The organism is Sphingopyxis sp. (assembly GCF_035944815.1).
Lineage (GTDB): Bacteria > Pseudomonadota > Alphaproteobacteria > Sphingomonadales > Sphingomonadaceae > Sphingopyxis.
The window spans coordinates 311,485-334,095 of record NZ_DASZAU010000013.1; the positions used below are offsets into that span (position 1 = coordinate 311,485).

Here is a 22,611-nt window from a genome sequence, read left to right on the forward strand (position 1 = left end):
AAGGAATTTGTCATACATCCGATATTGGCTTGCTTTTGACACCGGTGTCTCTTACACCGCTTCGCGGAAGAGGGAAATGAGAAAGATGCTGGCGACAAGCGATCAACAGAATGTAGCGCGCGCTTTGATCGACGCGCGTGCGGGAAAGACACCGCTTACCGTCTATCCCGGCGCGATGCCGCAGACGATGGCCGAGGCCTATGCGATCCAGGATAGTGCGATCGCTTATGACGGCCGCCGCGTTGGCGGGTGGAAGGTCGGACGCATCGCCCCCGACCTCGTCGACCGTTATGGCGGCAACCGCCTGACCGGCCCGATCTTTGTCGACGAGATTTTCGATGGCGCCGACGAACCGGCGATGCCCGTCTATGCCGACGGCTTTGCCGCGGCCGAAGCCGAGATACTGCTGTGCTTCGGCGACGTCGGTACGGGCGACTATGATATCGACAGCGTGCGCGGCTGCATTGCCGACGTCCGCACGGGCATCGAGATCGCAAGCTCGCCCTTTCCCGAAATCAATCGCCACGGCCCTGCGGTCACCGCGTCGGACTATGGCAACAACAAGGGGCTGATCCTCGGCCCGTCGATCGCCGGCTGGCAGGACGCCGACCTGATCCGCATGCCGGTCGAAATGGCGATCGACGGCGAGACGGTGGGCGCGGCGACGATGGAGGCCATGCTCGACGGTCCGTTCGGATCGGCGCTGTTCCTGATCGAAATCCTGCGCGTGCGGGGTATCGCGATCCCGCCGGGCACCTGGGTGTCGGCGGGCGCGATCACCGGCATCCATGAAATCAGGCCCGGCCAACGCGCCGAAGCGCTGTTCGACGGAAAAATCCGCGTCGGCTGCTCGATCAAAAGCTACTAAAGCAAATTACGGGAGAGGATTATGGCACAGGCATTCGCGGACGGAGGGGCGGCGGCGCCGGTGCCGAAGTCGGGGCGTTACCGCTGGCTGATCGTCGCGGTGCTGTTTGCCGCGACCACGGTCAATTATATCGACCGCACCATGCTCGGCCTGCTCGCCCCGACGCTCGGCACCGAGCTGGGGTGGAGCGAGAATGACTATGGCAATATCGTCACCGCCTTCCAGGCCGCTTATGCGCTGGGCTTCCTCCTCATGGGCTGGCTGATCGACCGTTTCGGGCCGAAGGTCGGCTATGCGATCGCGATCAGCATCTGGACCGTCGGCCATGTCGCGCACGGTTTCGCCTCGTCGGTCGTCTCCTTCATGATGGCGCGTGTGATCCTCGGGGTTGGCGAGGCGGGGCATTTCCCGTCGGTCGTCCGCGCGTCGAGCGAATGGTTCCCGCAAAAGGAACGCTCCTACGCGATCGGCTGGGTCAACAGCGCGACGACGATCGGCGTCATCCTGACCGCGCCGACGATCGCGCTATTCATGGTCTGGATGGGCTTCGACTGGCGCGAGACCTTCATCTACACAGGGGCTTTCGGGGTCCTGCTGCTGATTCTCTGGCTCTGGCTCTACAGCAACCCGCGCGAAAGCGGGAAGGTCTCGGACGCCGAACTCGCGTGGATCGAACATGATCCGCCCGAAAAGATCGAGCGCCTCGGCTGGGGCGCCATCGTCACCAAGCGCGAAGCCTGGGCCTATGCGACCGGCAAGTTCCTGACCGACCCGGTCTGGTTCCTCATGCTCTTCTGGCTGCCCAAATATTTCAGCACGACCTACAATGTCGATCTGAAGGTCGTGCTGCTGCCGATGATCATCATGTACCTGCTGTCCGACGTCGGCAGCATCCTCGGCGGCTGGGTGTCGTCGAAGCTGATCCAGTCGGGGCACAGCGTCAATTTTGCGCGGAAGGCGACGATGCTCGGCGCGGGCTGCTGCGTGCTGCCTTTGCTGTTCGTCTCGGGGCTCGACAATATGTGGCTCGCGGTCGTGCTGATCGGCATCGCGCTCGCGGGGCATCAGGCCTTTTCGTCGACGATCCTGTCGATCCCGCCCGACATGTTCCCGAAACGCGCGGTCGGTTCGGTGATCGGGCTCGGCGGCTTCGCGGGCGGCGTCGGCGGCATGATCATGGCAAAATCGACCGGGCTCGTCCTCGATGCGACGGGCGGCAATTACACGGTCATCTTCGCCGCCTGTACCGTCGTCTACTTCCTCGCCGTGCTGGCAATCCATATCCTCAGCCCGCGCCTCGCGCCGGTGACTGTCGAAAGCAAAGCCTGATCCGATGCCGCGTCCGCTGCTACTCTCCCCCGACCGCCTCTTTCCGTCCGATCCGGCGCAGCGCGATATCGCGCGCCGGCTCTACAAGGAGGTGGCGGGCCTGCCGATCGTTAGCCCGCACGGGCATACCGACTCGAGCTGGTTCGCGGGCAATGCACCCTTCGGCAATGCGGCGGAGCTCTTGCTCCATCCCGATCACTATGTCTTCCGGATGCTCTATTCGCAGGGCATTTCTTTGGGTGCGCTCGGTATCCGGAACAGGGAAGCCGACCCGCGCGAAAGCTGGCGGATCTTTGCGCAAAATTACCATCTCTTCCGAGGCACGCCGAGCCGCATGTGGATGGACTGGGTGTTTGCCGAAGCCTTCGGCTTCGACGTGCAATTTTCGGCCGAAACGTCGGATCTCTATTACGACCGCATCACCGATGCGCTCGCGACCGATGCCTTCCGCCCGCGCGCCTTGTTCGACCGCTTCCGGATCGAGGTGATCGCGACGACCGAAAGCCCGCTCGACACGCTCGAACATCATGCCGTGATCCGCGCCGCCAATGCGAGCGGCGAGTGGGGGGGACGCGTCATCACAGCCTATCGCCCCGACCCGGTGATCGATCCCGAGTTTGAGGGCTTCCGCGACAACCTCAAACGCTTCTCCGACCTGTCGGGCGAAGACGCCTTCTCCTATGCCGGCTATCTCGCCGCGCACCGGGGTCGCCGCGCTTTCTTCGCCGAAATGGGCGCGACCTCGACCGACCATGGTCATCCGACCGCCGCGACTGCCGACCTGTCGGACGCCGAGGCCGAGGCGCTGTTCGCGCGCGTCACCGGCGCCGATGTCAGCGCCGCCGATGCCGAGCTGTTCCGCGCGCATATGCTTACGGTGATGGCGGGGATGAGCCTCGACGACGGGCTGGTGATGCAGATCCACCCCGGCGCGCTCCGCAACCACAACCCGTGGCTGTTCGACCATTATGGCCGCGACAAGGGCGCCGATATCCCGACCGCGACCGACTATGTCCACGCGCTGCGCCCGCTGCTCGGCAAATATGGCAATGAAGCGGGGCTGACGATCATCCTCTTCACGCTCGACGAGACGAGCTATGCGCGCGAACTCGCGCCGCTCGCGGGCCATTATCCGGCGCTGAAGCTCGGCCCCGCCTGGTGGTTTCACGACAGTCCCGAAGGGATGCGCCGTTTCAGGAACCAGATGACCGAGACGGCCGGCTTCTACAATACAGTCGGTTTCAACGACGATACGCGCGCCTTCCTGTCGATCCCCGCGCGCCACGATGTCGCGCGGCGCATCGACTGCGGTTTCCTCGCGCAGCTCGTCGCCGAGCACCGGATGGAGGAATGGGAGGCCGCCGAACTCGCGGCCGATCTCAGCTACAATCTCGCCAAGGCCGCGTACAAGCTGTGAGGCTGTCGGCTGAAACGCTGATCCCGGCGTCGGTGCAGGCGCCGGGTTACGACCGCGCGGCGCAGACTGCGGGGATCGTCCATATCGGGATCGGCGCGTTCCACCGTGCGCATCAGGCCGTCTATACCGACGATGCGATGGCGGCGGGTGAGCGCGACTGGGGCATAATCGGCGTCTCGCTGCGTTCGGGTGACGTTGCCTCGCAGCTGAACCCGCAGGATGGGCTCTATACAGTCAGCGCGCGTAGCGCAGTGGGGACCGGATTGCGCCTGATCGGCGCGGTGCAGAAGGTGCTCGTCGCGGCGGACGATCCGCAGGCCGTGATCGACGCCATCGCCGCGCCCACGACGCATATCGTCAGCTTCACGGTCACCGAGAAGGGCTATTTGCGCACTGCCGACGGCTCGCTCGATCTTGCTGCTGCGAAGGGACCGTCGAGCCTCTACCGTTTCGTCGGTGCGGCGCTGGCGGCACGGCATGCGGCCGGGCTGTCCGGGCTGACCTTGCTCAGCTGCGACAATCTCGCGAACAATGGCGCGGTGCTGCGCCGGCTGATGCGCGAATATCTCGCCTCGGACCATCCGGACCTCGTCGACTGGTTCGACGCGCAGTGCCGCTGTCCCGCGACGATGATCGACCGCATCGTCCCTGCGACGACCGACGCCGACCGCGCGGCCATCGAATCCGCGCTTGGCGTCCGCGACGAAGGCGTGGTGGTCACCGAAGGCTTCAGCCAGTGGGTAATCGAGAATGATTTTGCCGGCCCGCTCCCGCGCTGGGAGAATGTCGGTGCCGAACTCGTTGCCGATGTCGCGCCCTACGAGACCGCGAAGCTCCGCATGCTCAACGGCGCGCATTCGGCGCTTGCCTATATCGGGCTGGGGAAGGGGCATGACTATGTCCATCAGGCGATCGCCGATCCCGCGATCCGCGCGGTGATCGAACGGCTGATGCGCGATGAAGCCGCGCCGACGATCGACGCCGCACCGGGGCAGGATCTGTCCGCCTATGCCGATGCGCTGCTCGCCCGCTTCGCCAATCCGGCGCTCCATCACCGGCTGATCCAGATTGCGATGGATGGCAGCCAGAAGATCCCGCAGCGCTGGCTCGAAACTTTGGCGTGGCATCAGAAGCGTGGCGCGCGTTGCGGATCGCTCGAAGCGGCGATTGCTGCGTGGATCGCCTTCCTGCGGAGCGACCGTCCGATCGACGACCCGCTTGCCGACCGGTTGCGGGCCGCAGCGGCGGGTCCCTATGCGATCGAACGGATATTCGGTGAGGGCGGACTGGTCGCCTCGGACTGGCGGCCGGCCTAGGCCGGCACCAGCAGACCCCGGCTCTCCCTTACTTCGGCATCGAGCCAGTCGATGAACGCCCGGATACGCGGTTGCGGTGCGACGTCGCGGTGGAGCGCAAGCCAGAAGGCGCGCGCGATCACCTGATCGGGGCGCACGCGCACCAGCCCCGGATCGCCGCTCGCGAGAAAGCAGGGGAGGACGCCGACGCCGGCGCCGCCCGCGATCATCCGTCGCTGCGCGAGAATCGACGAGGAGCGCACATTGGCGCGCAGCCCCGGCTCGATTTCACCCAGATAGTCGAGTTCGGGCGCGTAGAGGATGTCGGGCATATAGCCGATCACCGGGATGCCCGCGCGCGACAGCGGTGCGGTCGACACGGCATCCTGCCAGTCGGGCCGGTCGGCGGGGGCATAGAGGCCGAGGCTATAGTCCGACAGCTTGCGCGTGATCAGCGGGCCCTTTCTGGGGCGCGCAAGCAGCACCGCCATATCGGCCTCGCGCCGCGAAGGGTTGAGGAAACCCGACGAGGCGACGAGGTCGATTTCGAGTTCGGGATGCGCGGCGACGAATTTGCCCAACCGCGGCGCGATGAAGCTGTTGCCGAAGCCTTCGGAGACGCTGACGCGAAGCTGCCCCGACAAGGCCGATCCGCCTGCCTGCGCCGAATGGATGCGCGCCGCCGCCGCCGCCATCGCTTCGGCGTGCGGAACGAGCGCGCGGCCCGCTGCGGTCAGAACGAAACCCGTCGGCGCGCGTTCGAACAAGGTCTGTTGAAGTGCGGCCTCGAGCGCGCTGACCTGACGGCTGACCGTCGTCGCATCGACGTGCAGCGCCGCGCCGGCGCGCGCGAGCGTGCCGTGGCGGGCGACGAACAGGAAATATTGCAGCTTGTCCCAGTCCATAGACTGCAAATATGCAGGATGCGCCTGCAAGTCTATCCCTTGCAATCGCCCCGTAACTCGGCTGTGGCAGCGGCAACATCTTATGGGAGACTCGGATATGCGACAGATCGACCACCATATTGCCGGCGGTGCCGGCGGCGGCAGCCGCTTCGGCGATGTCCTCGACCCCAATAATGGCGGCGTACAGGCGCAGGTCGCATTGGGCGATCGCGCGATCCTCGACCGCGCCGTTGCCGCCGCGAAGGCCGCACAGCCGGCCTGGGCCGCGACCAACCCGCAGCGCCGCGCGCGCGTGATGTTCGAATTCAAGCGCCTCGTCGAAGCGAATATGAACCAGCTCGCCGAAATGCTCTCGTCGGAGCATGGCAAGGTGATCGCGGACTCGAAGGGCGACATCCAGCGCGGGCTCGAAGTCATCGAATTCTGCTGCGGAATCCCGCATGTGCTGAAGGGCGAATATACGCAGGGCGCCGGCCCCGGCATCGACGTCTATTCGATGCGCCAGCCGATCGGCATCGGTGCGGGCATCACGCCGTTCAACTTCCCCGCGATGATCCCGCTGTGGATGGGCGGCGTCGCGACCGCGGTCGGCAACGCCTTCATCTTGAAGCCGAGCGAACGCGACCCCTCGGTCCCTGTCCGCCTGTCCGAACTCTTCCTCGAGGCCGGCATGCCCGAGGGCATTTTCCAGACCGTCCATGGCGACAAGGAAATGGTCGATGCGATCCTCGACCATCCCGACATCGGCGCGGTCAGCTTCGTCGGATCGTCGGACATCGCGCATTATGTCTACAACCGCGGCGTCTCCGCCGGAAAGCGCGTGCAGGCGATGGGCGGCGCGAAGAACCATGGCATCGTCATGCCCGACGCCGACCTCGATCAGGTCGTCAATGACCTGACCGGCGCCGCCTTCGGCTCGGCGGGCGAGCGCTGCATGGCGCTGCCCGTGGTCGTCCCCGTCGGCGAGGACACCGCGAACCGCCTGCGCGAAAAGCTGATCCCGGCGATCGAGGCGCTGCGCGTCGGCGTGTCGACCGATGCCGAGGCGCATTATGGCCCCGTCGTGACGCAGGCGCACAAGGACAAGGTCGAAGGCTGGATCGCCAAATGCGCCGACGAGGGCGCCGAGCTGGTCGTCGACGGCCGCGGCTTCACCTTGCAGGGGCATGAAAAGGGCTTCTTCGTCGGCCCGACCTTGTTCGACCATGTCACCACCGACATGGAAAGCTACAAGGAAGAAATCTTCGGCCCTGTGCTGCAGATCGTCCGCGCACCCGATTTCGAAACCGCGCTCGAACTGCCGTCGAAGCACCAATATGGCAACGGCGTCGCGATCTTCACGCGCAACGGCCACGCCGCGCGCGAATTTGCGGCGCGCGTGCAGGTCGGCATGGTCGGCATCAACGTGCCGATCCCGGTGCCCGTCGCCTATCACAGCTTCGGCGGCTGGAAGCGTTCGGGCTTCGGCGACACCAACCAGCACGGCATGGAAGGCGTGAAATTCTGGACCAAGGTCAAGACGATCACCGCGCGCTGGCCCGACGGCTCGCCTGACGGCGGCAACGCCTTCGTCATCCCGACGATGGGGTAAGCCGGCGTTGCTGCGCCGGCTGCTTCTTCCCCTGATGCTCCTGTTGCTGCTGCCGGTTCCGGCGGCAGCGCAGAAGATGATCGCGCTGTCGTTCGACGACGCCCCGCGCGGCCGGGGCGCTTTCTTCACGCCCGACGAGCGCACGCAGCGCATCATCGCCGAGCTGAAGAAGGCGGACGCGCCGCAAGCGGTCTTCTTCGTCAATCCCGCTGCGATCGGGCAGGGCGATGGCGTCGGCGGCGCCGAACGCATCGCTGCCTATGTCGCCGCGGGGCATGTCATCGCGAACCACAGCAATACGCATCCACATCTGGGCGCGACGACCGCCGACGCCTACCTCGCCGACATCGACGCGGCCGAGGCATGGCTCAAGGGGCGGCCCAGCTATCGCCCCTGGTTCCGCTTTCCCTTCCTCGACGAAGGCGGCAAGGACAAGGTCAAGCGTGATGCGGTCCGGGCCGGCCTCGCCGCGCGCGGCCTCCGCAACGGTTATGTCACCGCCGAATCGTCCGACTGGCATCTCGAAACGCTGACACGCGAAGCCGTGCAGGCGGGCAAGCCGGTCGACCGTGCGGCGCTCGGCGACCTCTACGTCACCTGGCATGTCGAGGCCGCCGACTTTGCCGACGGCCTGTTGCAACAGGTCACCGGCCGCCAGCCGGTGCAGGTGATGCTGCTCCACGAAACCGACCTAGCCGCGCTCTATATCGGCGACCTTGTTCGCGCGCTGCGCAGGGCGGGCTGGACCGTCGTCAGCGCCGATGCGGCCTACGCCGACCCGCTTGGCCAGGAAATGCCCGATGTGCCGGCGGCGAACGGCACGCTGACCGAAGCGCTCGCATGGGCGGCCGGCGTGCCCGCGCCGCGCTGGTATCGCTATAATCAGACCGATCTCGCCACCACGGTGTTTCGCGAACAGGTGCTAAGCGAATGATGCGGCCGGCGATGAAACCCGCGCCTCGCGCCGGGCATTTCTCTTCTCGAAGGAGACGAGAGATGATCCGCAAGATGCTTCCCACGACCCTGTTACTGCTTGCCGCGTGCAGCGGCGGCAAGGATGAGGAATCGGGTCCCGAAGCCAGTGCTACGATCGGCCCGCTGCAAAAGGCCGAGCGCCCCGCGCCCGCCGAAACGGCGGTCGACGCCGACTTGCCTGAAAAGGCCAAGCAGCCCGTCGAGACGCCCGAAACCAAGGCGCCGGCCGACGGCAAGACGATCCCGCCCGCGATCCGCGGTCGCTGGGCGCTGAAGGTTGCGGACTGCAAGGCCCGGAAGGGCACCGACCTCACCGCGCTGACGATCGATGCGGCGAACCTGCGCTTCTACGAATCGCACGGTGAACTGGCGCGGGTTCGCGAGAGCGACTCCGGCCGCGTCGTCGCCGATTACAGGTTCAGCGGCGAGGGGATCGAATGGGATCGCCGGATGCAGCTCGAACTGGCCGATGGCGGCAAGACGCTCGTTCGCCGCGACGAGGGCGATGGTGCCGCCGCCGGTCCGATGCGCTATACGCGCTGTACCTGACACATGGGAAAAGGGAGATTTGAGATGGATATTCGCCTGATCGCAATTGCCGCCCTCCTGCCGCTCGCCGCCTGTACGCAGGAACGGACGCCGGTCGAATCGACCCCGACCCCGCCCGCCGAAGCCGCCTGCAATGCCGACGCGGTGCAGTCGCTCGTCGGCCAGACCGCGACTGCCGAAGTCGGCGGCCAATTGCTCAAGGGCAGCGGCGCGACGACGCTGCGTTGGGTGCCGCCGCGCACCGCGGTTACCATGGACTTCCGCCCCGACCGCCTGACCGTATCCTATGACGATGCGCTCAAGATCGAGCGGATCAGCTGTGGCTGATCCCAGCCGCCGCAACCACAGCTCGGCATCCCCGTTCGAACCGGTTTACGGCTACAGCCGCGCGGTCCGGGTGGGGAACCGCATCGACGTCGCGGGCTGCGCGCCGATCGAGCCCGACGGATCGTCGACCCCCGGCGATGCCGGGGCTCAGGCCGCGCGATGCCTGACGATTATCGGTGAAGCGCTCGAAGCGCTCGGCGGCAGCTATGCCGACGTCGTACGCACGCGGATGTACATCACCGACGCCGCCGACGCCGATCTGGTCGGGCTTGCGCACGGATCGGCATTCAAAAATGTGCGTCCGGCATCGACGATGCTGGTTGTGCCCGCGCTGATCCGGCCCGAGTGGAAAGTCGAAATCGAAGCCGAAGCCATTATCGAGAAGTGACCATGACCGACCAGTTCCAGCTTACCGACGACCAGCTCGCCATCCAGGATATGGCGCGCAAATTCACCGCCGACCGCATCACGCCCTTTGCGGCCGAGTGGGACGAGAAAAGCCATTATCCCGTCGATGTGTGGAAGGCGGCGGGCGAGCTCGGCTTCGGCGCGATCTACGTCGCCGAGGAATCGGGCGGGATCGGACTCGGCCGGTTGGAAGCCGCGCTGATCATGGAGGCGATGGCCTATGGTTGCCCCGCGACCAGCGCCTATGTCTCGATCCACAATATGGCGACGTGGATGATCGACCGCTTCGGCGGCGCGGAGATCAAGGACCGTTTCCTGCCGTCGCTCGTCAGCATGGAAAAGATCGCGAGCTATTGCCTCACCGAACCCGGTTCGGGATCCGACGCCGCGGCGCTCAAGACGACCGCGAAAAAGGACGGCGACCATTATGTGCTGAACGGCACCAAGCAGTTCATCTCGGGCGCGGGCTATAACGACATCTATGTCTGCATGGTTCGCACCGGCGAGGAGAAGTCGAAGGGCATCTCCTGCCTCGTCATCGAAAAGGACACCCCGGGCCTCAGCTTCGGCGCGCCCGAGAAAAAGCTCGGCTGGAACGCTTCGCCGACCGCGCAGGTGATTTTCGAGGATTGCCGCGTTCCGGTGGAAAATCTGGTCGGCGCCGAGGGTGACGGTTTCCGTTTCGCGATGGCGGGGCTCGATGGCGGTCGCCTCAACATCGGCGCCTGTTCCTTGGGCGGGGCGCAGCGCTGTCTCGACGAAGCGATCGCCTACACCAAGGATCGCCAGCAGTTTGGGTCCCCGATCGCCGATTTCCAGAACACGCAGTTCATGCTCGCCGACATGGCGACCGACCTCGAAGCGTCGCGCGCGCTGCTTTATCTCGCGGCAGCAAAGGTCACCGCGAACGCCCCCGACAAGTCGCGCTTCTCGGCGATGGCGAAGCGGCTCGCGACCGACAATGGCAGCAAGATCGTCAACGACGCACTCCAGCTGTTCGGCGGCTATGGCTATCTCCGCGACTATCCGATCGAGCGTTTCTGGCGCGACCTGCGCGTCCATTCGATCCTCGAAGGAACCAACCAGGTCATGCGGATGATCGTCGGAAGGGACCTGCTGCGCCAATGACCGAAGATGTTTTGACCAGCGTCGACGCCCGCGTCGGCCGCATTTCGCTCAATCGTCCGAAGGCGATCCACGCGCTCAACCTGCCGATGTGCGAAGCGATGATCGATGCGCTGCTGAAATGGCGCGATGACGATGCGGTCGAGGCGGTGATCATCGACCATAGTGAGGGCCGCGGCTTCTGCGCCGGCGGCGATATCCGCATGCTCGCCGAGAGCGGCGCGAAGGACGGCAAGGAAGCACGGCTTTTCTTCCACACCGAATATCGCCTCAATCATCTGCTCTTCACTTACCCCAAGCCCGTCGTCGCCTTCATGGACGGCATCACCATGGGCGGCGGGGTCGGGATTTCGCAGCCGGCGAAATATCGCGTCGCGACCGAACATACACGTTTCGCGATGCCCGAAACCGGGATCGGCCTCTTCCCCGACGTCGGCGGCGGCTGGTACCTGCCGCGGCTCGAAGGGCGCGTCGGCACATATCTCGCGCTCACCGGCGCGCGGCTCGACGGTGCCGAATGCCTCGCGCTCGGTCTCGCCACCCATTATCTGCCGTCCGAAAAGCTCGCCGAGGCGAAAGCGCGCATCGCGGCGCACCCCGACCGCATCGGCGGCATATTGGGCGAGCTGTCGGTCACCGCACCGCCCGCCGCGATCACCCAGCATCTCGACCGGATCAACCGGCTGTTCGCGAGCGACACCTATGAGGATATCCTCGCCGCGCTCGAGGCCGACGGCGGCGAGTGGGCGACGAAGGAACTCGCCACGCTCGGCGGCAAATCGCCGCAGACGTGCAAGGTCGCGCTGCGCCAGCTCAAGGAAGGCGGCGAGATGCACGACTTCGCGGCGCAGATGGGTCAGGAATATGCGATCGGCAGCCGCGTCGTCGCGATGCACGACTTTATCGAGGGCGTCCGCGCGCTGATTGTCGACAAGGACAACAGCCCCAAATGGGATCCGCCGACCCCCGAAGCCGTCACCGACGACTGGATCGACGCGATCTTCGCGCCGCTCCCCGAAAACAAGAAATGGACGCCGTTATGAGCTTCGCCGATCCGGTCGCCCTCTATCATGTGGTAAAGCGGAGCTGGTCGGCCGAAACGATATCGGACCCGTTCGACCCCGCAAACCCGTGCCGCAACCAGTGCGCGGTCACGGCGCTCGCCGTGCATCACCATTTCGGCGGCGACATCATGAAGACCGCGACGAAGGGCGGCACGCATTTCTACAACCGGATCGACGGGCGCTATTGGGATCTCGCGGCCGACCAGTTCGACGAGCCCATCCCCTACGACAACCAGCCGACCTCGACCGACGAAGCGCATCAACATGCCACCCCGGCGCAGCTCGAAGTGCTGCTGCGCAATATCGACGCCAACCGCTGACACAGGACAAGACCATGAGCTATGAAACCCTCCTCGTCGAAACGCGCGGGGCCGTCACGCTGGTGACGCTCAACCGCCCGCAGGCGCTCAATGCGCTGAACTCGGGTGTGCTCGATGACCTGATCGCGGCCTTCGCTGCGTTCGAGGCCGACGACAGCCAGCGCTGCGCCGTGCTCACCGGATCGGGCGACAAGGCCTTTGCCGCCGGCGCCGACATCAAGGAAATGGCCGACAAGCCCGCGTCCGATTTCTACCTCGAAGATTTCTTCTCGAAATGGACGAGCGATTTCGTGAAGAAGGTGCGCAAGCCGTGGATCGCCGCGGTCAACGGCTTCGCGCTCGGCGGTGGCTGCGAGCTCGCGATGATGGCCGACTTCATCATCGCCTCCGACAAGGCGAAATTCGGCCAGCCCGAAATCAAGCTCGGCGTCGCGCCCGGCATGGGCGGGTCGCAGCGGCTGACGCGCGCGATCGGCAAGGCGAAAGCGATGGAAATGTGCCTCACCGGCCGGATGATGGACGCTGCCGAAGCCGAACGCTCAGGGCTGGTCGCGCGCGTCGTCGAACATGCGACGCTGGTCGACGAAGCGGTGAAAACCGCGACCACGATTGCGAGCATGCCGCCGATGGCCGCGATGGTGAACAAGGATATGGTCAACGCCGCATTCGAAACGACGCTCGATCAGGGGCTGATCTACGAACGCCGCCTGTTCCAGATCCTCGCCGCGACCGAGGACAAGGCCGAAGGCATGGCCGCCTTCATCGAGAAGCGCGAAGGCGTTTGGAAAGGTCGCTGACATGAAAATCGCCTTTATCGGACTCGGCAATATGGGTGGCGGCATGGCCGCCAATCTCGCCAAGGCGGGGCATGAGGTCCGCGCCTTCGACCTTAGCGAAGAGGCGCTCGCGCGTGCAGTCGAAGCCGGCTGCATACGCGCTGCGTCGGCGGCCGGGGCCGTGGCCGGTGCCGAGGCGGTCGTGACGATGCTCCCCGCGGGCAAACATGTCGCGTCGGTTTATGAAGCCGACGTCTTCCCCAATGCCGCCCCCGGCACCCTGCTCCTCGATTGCTCGACGATAGACGTCGCGACCGCGCGCGCGAATATCGACGCCGCCACCGCCAAGGGTCTCGTCGCGGTCGACGCGCCGGTGTCGGGCGGCATCGCCGCCGCCAACGCCGGGACGCTGACCTTCATGGTCGGCGGCACCGATGACGGTTTCGCACGCGCCGAACCGATCCTCGCCAAAATGGGCAAGGCGGTGATCCACGCGGGCGATGCCGGCGCCGGACAAGGCGCGAAGATCTGCAACAACATGCTGCTCGGCGCCTCGATGGTCGCGACGTGCGAGACGCTCGCGCTCGCGCAGAAATTGGGGCTCGATCCGCAGAAATTCTTCGACATCGCGAGCGTGTCGTCGGGGCAATGCTGGTCGCTGACGAGCTATGCGCCGCTCCCCGGCGTCGGGCCGACGACCCCCGCGGACAATGATTACAAGGGCGGATTCGCCGCGGCGCTGATGCTCAAGGATCTGCGTCTCGCGATGGAAGCGGCGGCAAGCGTCGACGCCGACGTCCCGATGGGGTCGAAGGCGCGCGAACTCTATGAAGCCTTTGTCGAGGCCGACAAGGACGGCCGCGACTTTTCGGCGATCATCAAGACGCTTCAGTAGAAGTCGGCGGTTTCGCCGCCGTCGCGGCGCGTCGTCCGGTGCAGCTGCGTCGGCGCCTTGCGCTCGCCGGTGCGGACCTCGATCCGCCCATCGACGCGCCTTATCTCGGCGGGTGCCAATATCCGCGCGCGGGCCACGGCGACGGCCGTCACCTGCGGCGCCGCCACGGGTGCGGCGGCCGGCGCGCTACCGGCGAGCAAGAGGACGGCGAGGGCGGACATGGCGTTCATGCTCTGCCGTAACGGCAGGTCTTGCCAGCGTTTTAACCCTGAATCGCAAGTTTTCGGTCGTACCTTTGACGGCGCAAAGACAAAAGAAAGGCCGCCTGCCCCACGGCGGGACAGACGGCCTGATCTTTGTAAGCGGCGAAGGGTTTAGAAGCCCGACTTCGCTTCCGCTTTCTCCTTGAGCAGCGGCGCGATCTCGAAACCATGTTTTTCGAGCGCTGCGACGATCTTGTCGGTACCTTCGAGCCCCGCCCAGAACATCGGGCCGCCGCGATAGACGGGCCAGCCATAGCCGTAGATCCACACGACATCGATGTCCGATGCGCGCTGCGCCTTGCCTTCGGACAGGATCAGCGCGCCTTCGTTGACCATCGGATAGAGCGTGCGCTCGATGATTTCCTGATCGGTGATCTCGCGCTTCGTGACCCCCGCCTTCTGGCGGAACTGTTCGATGATTTCGGCGACGCGCGCGCTTTCCGACGGATTGCGCTTTTCGTCATAGTCGTAAAAGCCCGCCTGCTTCTTCTGGCCCCAGCGGCCCTCGGCGCAAAGCGCGTCGCGGATGCTTTCGATGCGGTTCGGGTCGCGGTGCCAGCCGATGTCGACGCCCGCGAGGTCGCTCATCTGGAACGGGCCCATCGGCATGCCGAATTCGACATGCACCTTGTCGACCTGCGCCGGGGTCGCGCCTTCGAGCAGCAGCTTCATCGCTTCCAGCTGGCGCGGTTTCAGCATGCGATTGCCGATGAAGCCGTCGCACACGCCCGCGACCACCGCGACCTTGCCGATCTTTTTGCCGATCGCCATCGCGGTCGCCAGCGCGTCGGGCGCAGTCTTTTCGCCGCGCACGACTTCGAGCAGCTTCATGACGTTGGCAGGCGAGAAGAAATGCATGCCCAGCACGTCGCCGGGGCGGCTCGTCGCGGTCGCGATCTCGTCGACGTCGAGATAGCTGGTGTTCGACGCAAGGATCGCGCCGGGCTTAGCGATCTGGTCGAGCTTGCCGAAGATGTCCTTCTTGACGCCCATATCCTCATAGACCGCCTCGATGATCAGGTCGCAGTCGGCCAGGTCGTCGAGGCTGAGGCTGGGGGTCAGGATTCCCATCATCTGGTCGACCTGTTCGGGCTTGAAACGGCCCTTCGCCGCCGACGCATCGTAATTCTTGCGGATCACGCCGACGCCGCGGTCGAGCGCGTCCTGTGCCATTTCGACGATCGTGACGGGGATGCCCTTCTGGAGGAAGTTCATCGAAATGCCGCCGCCCATCGTGCCGGCGCCGATCACGCCGACCTTCTTGATGTCGCGCAGCTGCGTGTCCTTGGGCAGGCCGTCGATCTTCGCGGCCTGGCGTTCGGCGAAGAAGATATGGCGCTGCGCCGCCGACTGGCTGCCGAACATCAGTTTCATGAACTGCTCGCGCTCGAAAGCGAGCCCTTCCTCGAAGGGCAGGCGCGTCGCGGCCTCGACGCAGGCGAGGTTCGCATAAGGCGCCTCGAACCCGCGCCAGCGCTTGGCGTTGGCGGTCTTCAGCTGTTCGATCACCGCGATATCGCCGAACACCGGGCGCTCGCGCGTCGGGCGCGGGCCGTCGGCGATCTTCGCGCGCGCAAAGGCGATCGCGTCGGCGGCAAGGCTGTCCTCACCCGCGAGTTCGTCGACGAGGCCGAGGTCCTTCGCCTTTGACGCGGGCAGCGGATCGCCGGTCGAGGTCATCGTCGCGGCGGCTTCGACGCCGACGACGCGTGGCAGGCGCTGCGTGCCGCCCGCACCGGGCAGCAGGCCGAGCTTGACTTCGGGCACGCCGAGCTTCGCCGAGGGGACGGCGACGCGGTAATGGCAGACGAGCGCGGTTTCGAGACCGCCGCCGAGCGCCGTGCCGTGGATCGCGGCGACGACAGGCTTCGATGCCGCTTCGATGCTGTTGAGCACTGCGTTGAAATCGGGGCCGCGCGGCGGCTTGCCGAATTCGCTGATGTCGGCACCCGCGATGAAGGTCGCGCCGGCGCAGCGCAGCACGATCGCCTTGACGCTGTCGTCGGCGAGCGCGGCGGTAAAATTATCCTCTAGCCCCTGCCGGACGTGCCAGCTCAGCGCGTTGACGGGCGGGTTGTTGACGATGATGACGGCGACTTCGCCATCCTTTTCCATCGTCACGCTGACGGGGGTTTCTTCGGACATGGGAGACTCCTTGTGTCTGGGGCCCGTTCGCGCGGGGCGAACGGAAAGGGTGTTGCATTTCAGTCGTCGATGGCGGCGTGGACGAGCGTCTTGACCTCGCGCCGAACGGGATAAGTGGAGGAGGGCATGAGCTGGGTCATGAAGACCATGCAGATTTCTTCGACCGGATCGACGAAGAAACCGGTCGAGAACATGCCGCCCCAATAATAGTCGCCCGCAGAGCCGGGAATGCCGGCATTCGCGGGATCGAGCGTGACTGCGAAGCCGAGCCCGAAACCGACCCCTGCATTCTCGTCCTCGCTGAAAATGCCGACGCTATGCTGCGTCAGGTCGCCGCCGCCGACAAGATGGTTCGACGTCATCAGATCGAGCGTCTTGCGGCTGATGATTCGCACATCACCCAATTTTCCGCCGCCGAGCAGCATCAAACAGAAGCGGTGATAGTCGTGGAGTGTCGAGGCGAGCCCGCCGCCGCCCGAATGGAAACTGCGATCCTTCGCCCAGCGGCTGCGCGCGCCTGCGTCGAAGCCCTGCATCTTCTCTTTCGGATGGAAGGCATAGGCGTCGGCCAGCCGGTGCTGCTGGTCGGCGGGCACCTTGAACCCGGTATCGACCATGCCGAGCGGACCGAAGATGCGCTCCTGCAATACCTCGGCAAAGGGTTTGCCTTCGATGCGTTCGATGACGGCGCCGAGCACGTCGGTCGCCATCGAATAATTCCAGTGCGTGCCGGGGTCGAATTGCAGCGGGATCTTCGCGAGGTCGGCGATGAAGCTGTCCATCGTATAATCGGCGTCGAAATCGTCGATCCGCGCCTTGCGATACGCCGCATCGACCGGGGTGCGCTCCTGGAAACCATAGGTCAGGCCGGCGGTATGGCGGAGCAGGTCGACCATGCGGATCGGCTGCGACGGCGGCCGCGTCAGGAAGGGCACATTGCCGCCACCTGCAACGAACACCCCGGTTTCGGCGAACTCGGGACAGATTTTCGCGAGCGGGGTCGACAGCGCGACCTTGCCCTCCTCGACCAGCATCATGAAGGCGATGCTGGTGATCGGCTTGGTCATGCTCGCGATGCGGAAGATCGCGTCCTCTTTCAGCGCCTCGCCCGGCCGGGCGTCGCCGATGCACGACAGATGCGCGATCTCGCCGCGCCGCGACACGAGCGTCGCGGCGTGCGGCAGGCGGCCGGTGTCGACATATTTGGCTTTGAGGAAAGCGGGAATGCGGTCCAGCCGCGCGGGGTCGAATCCTTGGGTCATGCGGCCGATCTATCAGTGCGAGGTCTGGCCAAGCAACTGGCGCGTCACCGGATGCGAACTCGTCAGGCCGCCATCGACCGCGATCGCCTGTCCATTGACATAGCTTGCCTGATCGCTCGCAAGGAACAGCGCGACATTCGCCAGTTCTTCGGGCTGCGCGGCGCGGCGCAAGGGATTGAGCTGGCCGAGCTTGTGCGTGACCTCCTTGGCCTTGGCATAATCGAAGGTCGGCTTGGTCATTCCCGTTTCGGTGAGGCCGGGGCACACCGCATTGACGCGCACGCCGCTCGTCGACAGCTGCTGCGCCGCGACCTTGGCAAGGTTGATCACCCCCGCCTTCGACGCCGAATAGGCACCCGGGCCCGCGCCCGAATTGATCCCGGCGACGCTCGCGGTCAGCACGATCGCGCCGCCGCGCCCCTGATCGACCATCGCCTTGCCGGCGTGCTTCACCATCAATGCCGGACCGATCAGATTGACGCGCAACGTTTCGGCCCATTGGGCGGGATCGAAATCGAAGATGCCGCCCATGTCGCCGATGATCCCGGCGTTGGCGAAGGCGATGTCGATCGCGCCGAAATTTTCCTTCGCAGCAGCGACGAGCAAGGCGACATCGGCTTCGACCCCGGCATCGATCTCGAGCGCGACGACCTCGCCGCCGGCATCCTTCACCAGCTTTGCCGTGTCATGCACGGCCGCCGTCTTATCGCCGATGACGAGCTTCGCACCCTCGGCGGCAAAGCGCAGCGCGCTCGCGCGGCCGATGCCGCTGCCGGCGCCTGTGATGATCGCAACCTTGCCGTCCAACGCGCCCATCATGCGCCTCCCGAAATCGTGGCTCCACCATCGCATACGATGGTCTGGCCGGTGGTGAATGCGCCAGCCTTGCTGGCAAGGAAGACCGCGGCGCCCGCGATCTCGTGCGGCTCGCCGATGCGCTTCAGCGTCGATGCGGCGGTCGAGCGCCGCAGATTCTCTTCATTTTCCCACAAGGCGCGCGCCATGTCGGTGCGCACCAGCCCCGGCGCGATGCAGTTGACGCGCACGCCGCGCGGGCCGAACTCGACCGAGAAATTGCGCGCGACCTGCATGTCGGCGGCTTTCGAAATTCCGTACGCGCCGATGATCGGCGATCCCTTGAGCCCGCCGATCGAGCTGATGATCGTGATCGACCCTTCGCCGCGTTCGAGCATTTCGGGCGCGACCATCGTGATCAGCCAGTGGTTGGACAGGATATTATTGTCCATGATCTTGCGGAACTGATCGTCGCTGATCCCGAGACCGGGGCCATAATAAGGGTTCGAAGCCGCGTTGCAGACGAGCGCGGTGATCTTGCCGAAGGCGGCGCGCGTCTCGTTCACCAGATTCTGGAGGTCGTCCTTCGACGAGATATTGGCGGCGACCGAAATCGCGGTGCCGTCACCGAACTTCGCGTTGATCTCGGCAGCGGTCGCGTTGCAAGCGTCCTGCTTGCGGCTCGAAATCACGACCTTCGCGCCCTGTTCGGCCATCGCTTCGGCGGTCGCTTTGCCGATGCCGCGCGACGATCCGGTGATCAGCGCGACCTGCCCTGTCATGTCGAACAGGCTCATGCGCCGGCCTTTCGTGCAAAGTCCCACGCCTTTTCGGCGAGTGGACGGACGCGTTCGGACATGTCCTTGGCATGCTGCGACGAGGCGGTGCCTTCGATCACGCGCTTCTTGATGCCCTGGATGATCCCCGCGAGGCGGAAGAAATTATAGGCGAAATACCAGTTCATGTCGGGCACGCCGTCGCGGCCGGTAGCTTGGCAATAACGCTCGACCATCTCGTCGAGCTCGGGAATGCCGAGCGCCTTGCGGTCGAGGTCCGAGACCCCCGAGCGGCCGCCATTCTCGGTGACCCATGCCATCGCCACATAGGTGAAATCGGCGAGCGGGTCGCCGAGCGTCGACAGCTCCCAGTCGAGCACCGCGAGCACTTGCGGGCGATCCTTCGCAAAGATCATATTGTCGATGCGATAGTCGCCATGGACGACGCTGGTGCGCGTCTGCTCGGGCAAGGTTGCGGGCAGCCAGCTAATGAGCTGCTCCATCTCGTCCATCGTCTCGGTTTCGGAGAGGCGGTACTGCTTGGTCCAGCGGTCGACCTGCCGGCCGAAATAATTGCCGGGCTTGCCGAAGTCCGACAGCCCCGCCGCCTCGATGTCGACGCTGTGCAGCGCGGCGAGCGTATCGATCATCGCCTCATAGGTCGCGCGGCGGTTCTCCGGCGTCGATCCCGGCATCGCGCCGTCCCAGATCGTCTGCCCGTCGACCATGCCCATCACATAGAACCAGCTGCCGACGACATCGTCGTCGGTGCAGAGGCCGTACTGGCGCGCGACGGGAAAACCCATCTTATGCAGCCCCGACTGCACCTTATACTCGCGGTCGACCGCATGCGCCGAGGGAAGCAGCGGGCCGAAAGGCTTGCGGCGGAGGACATAATTGCCCGACGGAGCCGAGATCTTGTACGTCGGGTTCGACTGACCGCCGGCGAATTTGCCCTGCGTCAGCGGACCTTCGAAGCCCTCGACATTGGTTTCCATCCATGCGGTCAGCTTCGCCTCGTCGAGCAAGTCGGCGCCTTCGGGGGCGACGGTGCCGCTGAAGGCCTTTTGCGCGTCGAGCGTCACTGGTCGAACACGATCACCGACCGTGCGGCGTCGCCCTTTCGCATCTTGTCGAAGCCTTCGTTGACCTTGGCGAGCGGGATCGTCTCGGCGACGATCGAGTCGAGGTCGAGCAGCCCGCGGAGGTAGAAGTCGACGAGGCGCGGGATGTCGACGGGGAAGCGGTTGCCGCCCATGATCGCGCCCTGCAATTTCTTGCCCGACAGCAGGTCCATCGCGCTGAGCCCGACCTTTTCGGCGAGCGGCATCATGCCGAGGATCGTCGCGGTGCCGCCGCGGCGCAGCGAGGCGACCGCGAGGCTGGCCGAAGCGGGGCGGCCCACGGCCTCGATCGCATGGTCGACGCCGCCCTTGCTGATCTCGAGGATCTGCTTCGCGGCATCGTCCGACAGCGCGTCGACGACGTCGGTCGCGCCAAGCTTGACCGCCAGCGCGCGCTTTTCGGGAACCGGATCGGCGGCGATGATGCGCCCCGCGCCCGCGATCTTCGCGGCGTTGATCGTCGCGAGCCCGACGCCGCCGCAGCCGACGACCGCGACGGTCTCGCCCGGCGTCACCTTGCACGCGTTGAAGATCGTGCCCGCGCCCGTCGTCACTGCGCAGCCGATCACCGCCGCGCGGTCGAGCGGCATATCGGGGTCGATCGCGACGCACGCATGTTCGTGGACGAGCATCACTTCCGAAAAGGCCGAGAGGTTGAGCATCTGGTTCACCGGCGATCCGTCGGGGCGCGTGATGCGCGGGGCCGATCCCGCCGGCCGCCGCGTATCGCCACCCATGCACAAAGACATGCGCCCGCTGACGCAGAACTCGCAATGGCCGCAGAAAGCCGACAGGCAGGTGACGACCGCGTCGCCGACCTTGACCGTACGCACTTCGCTGCCGACCGCCTCGACGATGCCCGCCGCCTCATGGCCGGGGATCGCGGGTAGCGGGTGCGGATAGGCGCCGTCGATGAAATGCAGGTCCGAATGGCAAAGCCCGCACGCGGCGGTGCGGATGCGCACCTCGTGCGGACCGCAATCGGCGACGACGACGTCCTCGACGGACAAAGGCTTGCCCGGCTCGATCAGGATCGCGGCTTTGGTCACACTATCTCTCCGGTTCTGGTTTTAACGTGAAACGCCGATGTCGCCCGACGAAAAGCCCGGCTCGCTCGCTTCGCTGTGCTTGGCGAATTCGATGCGCGCGATCGCGCGTTCGTGGACTTCGTCGGGACCGTCGGCAAGGCGTAGCGTGCGCTGGTGCGCATAGGCCTTGGCCAGCCCGAAATCTTCGGACACGCCGCCGCCGCCATGCGCCTGGATCGCATCGTCGATGATCTTCAGCGCCATGTTGGGTGCCTGCACCTTGATCATTGCGATCTCGGCCGCGGCGGTCTTGTTGCCGACCTTGTCCATCATGTCGGCCGCCTTGAGGCAGAGGAGGCGCGTCATCTCGATATCGATGCGCGCGCGCGCCAGACGATGTTCCCAGATGCTGTATTCGGCGACTTTTTTCCCGAACGCAACGCGCGACTGGAGGCGCTTTGCCATCTTGGCGATCGCTTCTTCCGCCACGCCGATCGTGCGCATGCAGTGATGGATACGCCCCGGCCCGAGGCGCCCCTGCGCGATCTCGAAGCCGCGGCCTTCGCCGAGCAGCATTGCTTCCTCGGCATTGACACGGACGTCCTTCAATTCGATTTCCATATGGCCGTGCGGCGCATCGTCATAACCGAAGACGGGCAGGTGGCGCAGGATGTTCACGCCGGGGGTGTTCAGCGGCATGAGCACCATCGACTGCTGCGCGTGGCGCTTCGCGGCAAAGTCGGTCTTGCCCATCACGATCGCGACTTCGCAGCGCGGATCGCCTGCGCCCGACGACCACCATTTGCGGCCGTTGATCACATAGTCGTCGCCGTCGCGCTCAATCCGCGTCTCGATGTTGGTCGCGTCGGACGAGGCGACGCGCGGTTCGGTCATCAGGAACGCCGAGCGGATCTCGCCGTTCATCAGCCGGCCGAGATATTTGTCCTTCTGCGCGCGCGTTCCGTACCGGTGGAACACCTCCATATTGCCGGTGTCGGGCGCCGAGCAGTTGAAGACTTCGCTCGCAAAGCCGACGCGGCCCATTTCCTCGGCGCACAGCGCATATTCGAGGTTGGTGAGGCCCGGGCCTTCGAACTCGAACGTTTCGTCGACATGGTGGTGCGCGGCGCTGCGCGGCGGCATGAACAGGTTCCAGATGCCGGCCTCTTTGGCCTCGGCCTTCAGGTCCTCGACGATCTGGATGACCTTCCAGCGGTCGCCCACCTTGTCCTGTTCATAATAGGTCGGAACGGCGGGGCGAACCTTGCGTTCGATGAAGTCGCGCACCCGGTCGCGCCAATAGACCTGCCGGTCGGTGAGATCGAAATCCATCTCCGCATCCTTCCCTTTACGTTCACGTAAACCCTTGGACCG

At 65.3% G+C, this 22,611-nt stretch carries 22 protein-coding genes and 1 pseudogene; 14 read left to right on the forward strand and 9 right to left on the reverse strand.

The genetic code is table 11. From position 1 onward, the window contains the following. Positions 1–76 precede the first annotated feature (76 nt). From VGU00_RS18910 to VGU00_RS18925, 4 genes are read left to right on the forward strand one after another with little or no spacing between them, the layout of a single operon-like run. Positions 77–868, forward strand: a complete 792-nt coding sequence (locus tag VGU00_RS18910; protein WP_327471310.1) for a 2-keto-4-pentenoate hydratase — start codon at positions 77–79, stop codon at positions 866–868. A 21-nt stretch (positions 869–889) separates the two neighbouring features. Next, on the forward strand, positions 890–2,197 hold the full coding sequence (locus VGU00_RS18915; RefSeq protein WP_327471312.1) for an MFS transporter: 1,308 nt from the start codon (positions 890–892) through the stop codon (positions 2,195–2,197). Between the two features lie 4 nt (positions 2,198–2,201). After that, positions 2,202–3,614, forward strand: coding sequence for a glucuronate isomerase (gene uxaC / locus VGU00_RS18920; protein ID WP_327471313.1), 1,413 nt, complete (start codon positions 2,202–2,204; stop codon positions 3,612–3,614). Continuing rightward, positions 3,611–4,930 (forward strand): mannitol dehydrogenase family protein, encoded by a 1,320-nt coding sequence (locus VGU00_RS18925; RefSeq protein WP_327471314.1) that lies wholly within the window; start codon positions 3,611–3,613, stop codon positions 4,928–4,930. The genes uxaC and VGU00_RS18925 overlap by 4 nt, the downstream gene beginning before the upstream one ends. On the opposite strand, the gene VGU00_RS18930 is transcribed toward VGU00_RS18925, so the two are convergent. Continuing rightward, the gene (locus VGU00_RS18930) at positions 4,927–5,814 is read right to left on the reverse strand and encodes a LysR family transcriptional regulator (RefSeq protein WP_327471316.1); all 888 of its coding nucleotides are present in this window, start codon (positions 5,812–5,814) and stop codon (positions 4,927–4,929) included. The genes VGU00_RS18925 and VGU00_RS18930 overlap by 4 nt on opposite strands. A gap of 97 nt (positions 5,815–5,911) precedes the next feature. Between VGU00_RS18930 and VGU00_RS18935 the strand changes: the two genes are divergently transcribed. From VGU00_RS18935 to mmsB, 10 genes and pseudogenes are all read left to right on the forward strand, one after another. Next, entirely contained in the window at positions 5,912–7,405 is a 1,494-nt protein-coding gene (locus VGU00_RS18935) for a CoA-acylating methylmalonate-semialdehyde dehydrogenase (protein ID WP_327471318.1), read from the forward strand. A 34-nt stretch (positions 7,406–7,439) separates the two neighbouring features. Continuing rightward, the gene (locus VGU00_RS18940) at positions 7,440–8,339 is read left to right on the forward strand and encodes a polysaccharide deacetylase family protein (protein WP_327471320.1); all 900 of its coding nucleotides are present in this window, start codon (positions 7,440–7,442) and stop codon (positions 8,337–8,339) included. 62 nt (positions 8,340–8,401) lie between these two features. Then, the gene (locus tag VGU00_RS18945; RefSeq protein WP_327471322.1) at positions 8,402–8,929 is read left to right on the forward strand and encodes a hypothetical protein; all 528 of its coding nucleotides are present in this window, start codon (positions 8,402–8,404) and stop codon (positions 8,927–8,929) included. Positions 8,930–8,953: 24 nt separating this feature from the next. Next, on the forward strand, positions 8,954–9,256 hold the full coding sequence (locus tag VGU00_RS18950) for an I78 family peptidase inhibitor (RefSeq protein WP_327471324.1): 303 nt from the start codon (positions 8,954–8,956) through the stop codon (positions 9,254–9,256). Next, the gene (locus VGU00_RS18955; protein WP_327471326.1) at positions 9,249–9,644 is read left to right on the forward strand and encodes a RidA family protein; all 396 of its coding nucleotides are present in this window, start codon (positions 9,249–9,251) and stop codon (positions 9,642–9,644) included. Before VGU00_RS18950 ends, VGU00_RS18955 begins: the two co-directional genes overlap by 8 nt. A gap of 2 nt (positions 9,645–9,646) precedes the next feature. After that, entirely contained in the window at positions 9,647–10,792 is a 1,146-nt protein-coding gene (locus VGU00_RS18960) for an acyl-CoA dehydrogenase family protein (protein WP_327471328.1), read from the forward strand. Continuing rightward, positions 10,789–11,832 (forward strand): enoyl-CoA hydratase/isomerase family protein, encoded by a 1,044-nt coding sequence (locus VGU00_RS18965; protein WP_327471330.1) that lies wholly within the window; start codon positions 10,789–10,791, stop codon positions 11,830–11,832. Before VGU00_RS18960 ends, VGU00_RS18965 begins: the two co-directional genes overlap by 4 nt. Next, positions 11,817–12,173, forward strand: a complete 357-nt coding sequence (locus VGU00_RS18970; protein WP_327471332.1) for a YunG family protein — start codon at positions 11,817–11,819, stop codon at positions 12,171–12,173. The genes VGU00_RS18965 and VGU00_RS18970 overlap by 16 nt, the downstream gene beginning before the upstream one ends. 14 nt (positions 12,174–12,187) lie before the next feature. Beyond that, on the forward strand, positions 12,188–12,970 hold the full coding sequence (locus VGU00_RS18975; RefSeq protein WP_327471334.1) for an enoyl-CoA hydratase-related protein: 783 nt from the start codon (positions 12,188–12,190) through the stop codon (positions 12,968–12,970). Next, a pseudogene (mmsB, locus tag VGU00_RS18980) lies at positions 12,969–13,844 on the forward strand (3-hydroxyisobutyrate dehydrogenase); the annotation flags it as partial. The gene VGU00_RS18975 and the pseudogene mmsB, both read left to right, overlap by 2 nt. Here the strand turns inward: mmsB and VGU00_RS18985 are convergent. From VGU00_RS18985 to VGU00_RS19020, 8 genes are all read right to left on the reverse strand, one after another. Then, positions 13,838–14,065: a hypothetical protein gene (locus VGU00_RS18985; protein WP_327471336.1), complete on the reverse strand. Its 228-nt coding sequence runs from the start codon at positions 14,063–14,065 to the stop codon at positions 13,838–13,840. The pseudogene mmsB and the gene VGU00_RS18985 overlap by 7 nt on opposite strands. 153 nt (positions 14,066–14,218) lie before the next feature. Further along, the gene (locus tag VGU00_RS18990; protein WP_327471338.1) at positions 14,219–16,252 is read right to left on the reverse strand and encodes a 3-hydroxyacyl-CoA dehydrogenase NAD-binding domain-containing protein; all 2,034 of its coding nucleotides are present in this window, start codon (positions 16,250–16,252) and stop codon (positions 14,219–14,221) included. Between the two features lie 59 nt (positions 16,253–16,311). Continuing rightward, positions 16,312–17,514 carry a serine hydrolase domain-containing protein gene (locus tag VGU00_RS18995; protein WP_327471340.1) on the reverse strand — a complete coding sequence of 401 codons (1,203 nt, stop codon included), beginning with the start codon at positions 17,512–17,514 and terminating at the stop codon, positions 16,312–16,314. Between the two features lie 12 nt (positions 17,515–17,526). Continuing rightward, positions 17,527–18,330, reverse strand: a complete 804-nt coding sequence (locus VGU00_RS19000; RefSeq protein ID WP_327471770.1) for an SDR family NAD(P)-dependent oxidoreductase — start codon at positions 18,328–18,330, stop codon at positions 17,527–17,529. After that, entirely contained in the window at positions 18,330–19,106 is a 777-nt protein-coding gene (locus VGU00_RS19005; protein WP_327471342.1) for an SDR family oxidoreductase, read from the reverse strand. The genes VGU00_RS19000 and VGU00_RS19005 overlap by 1 nt, the downstream gene beginning before the upstream one ends. Continuing rightward, a complete protein-coding gene (locus tag VGU00_RS19010) occupies positions 19,103–20,170 on the reverse strand; it encodes a phosphotransferase family protein (RefSeq protein ID WP_414713579.1) in 1,068 nt (355 codons plus the stop codon). Before VGU00_RS19010 ends, VGU00_RS19005 begins: the two co-directional genes overlap by 4 nt. Continuing rightward, the gene (locus VGU00_RS19015) at positions 20,167–21,258 is read right to left on the reverse strand and encodes a Zn-dependent alcohol dehydrogenase (RefSeq protein ID WP_327471344.1); all 1,092 of its coding nucleotides are present in this window, start codon (positions 21,256–21,258) and stop codon (positions 20,167–20,169) included. Before VGU00_RS19015 ends, VGU00_RS19010 begins: the two co-directional genes overlap by 4 nt. Before the next feature lie 21 nt (positions 21,259–21,279). Continuing rightward, a complete protein-coding gene (locus tag VGU00_RS19020) occupies positions 21,280–22,569 on the reverse strand; it encodes an acyl-CoA dehydrogenase family protein (protein WP_327471346.1) in 1,290 nt (429 codons plus the stop codon). Between the last annotated feature and the right edge of the window lie 42 nt (positions 22,570–22,611).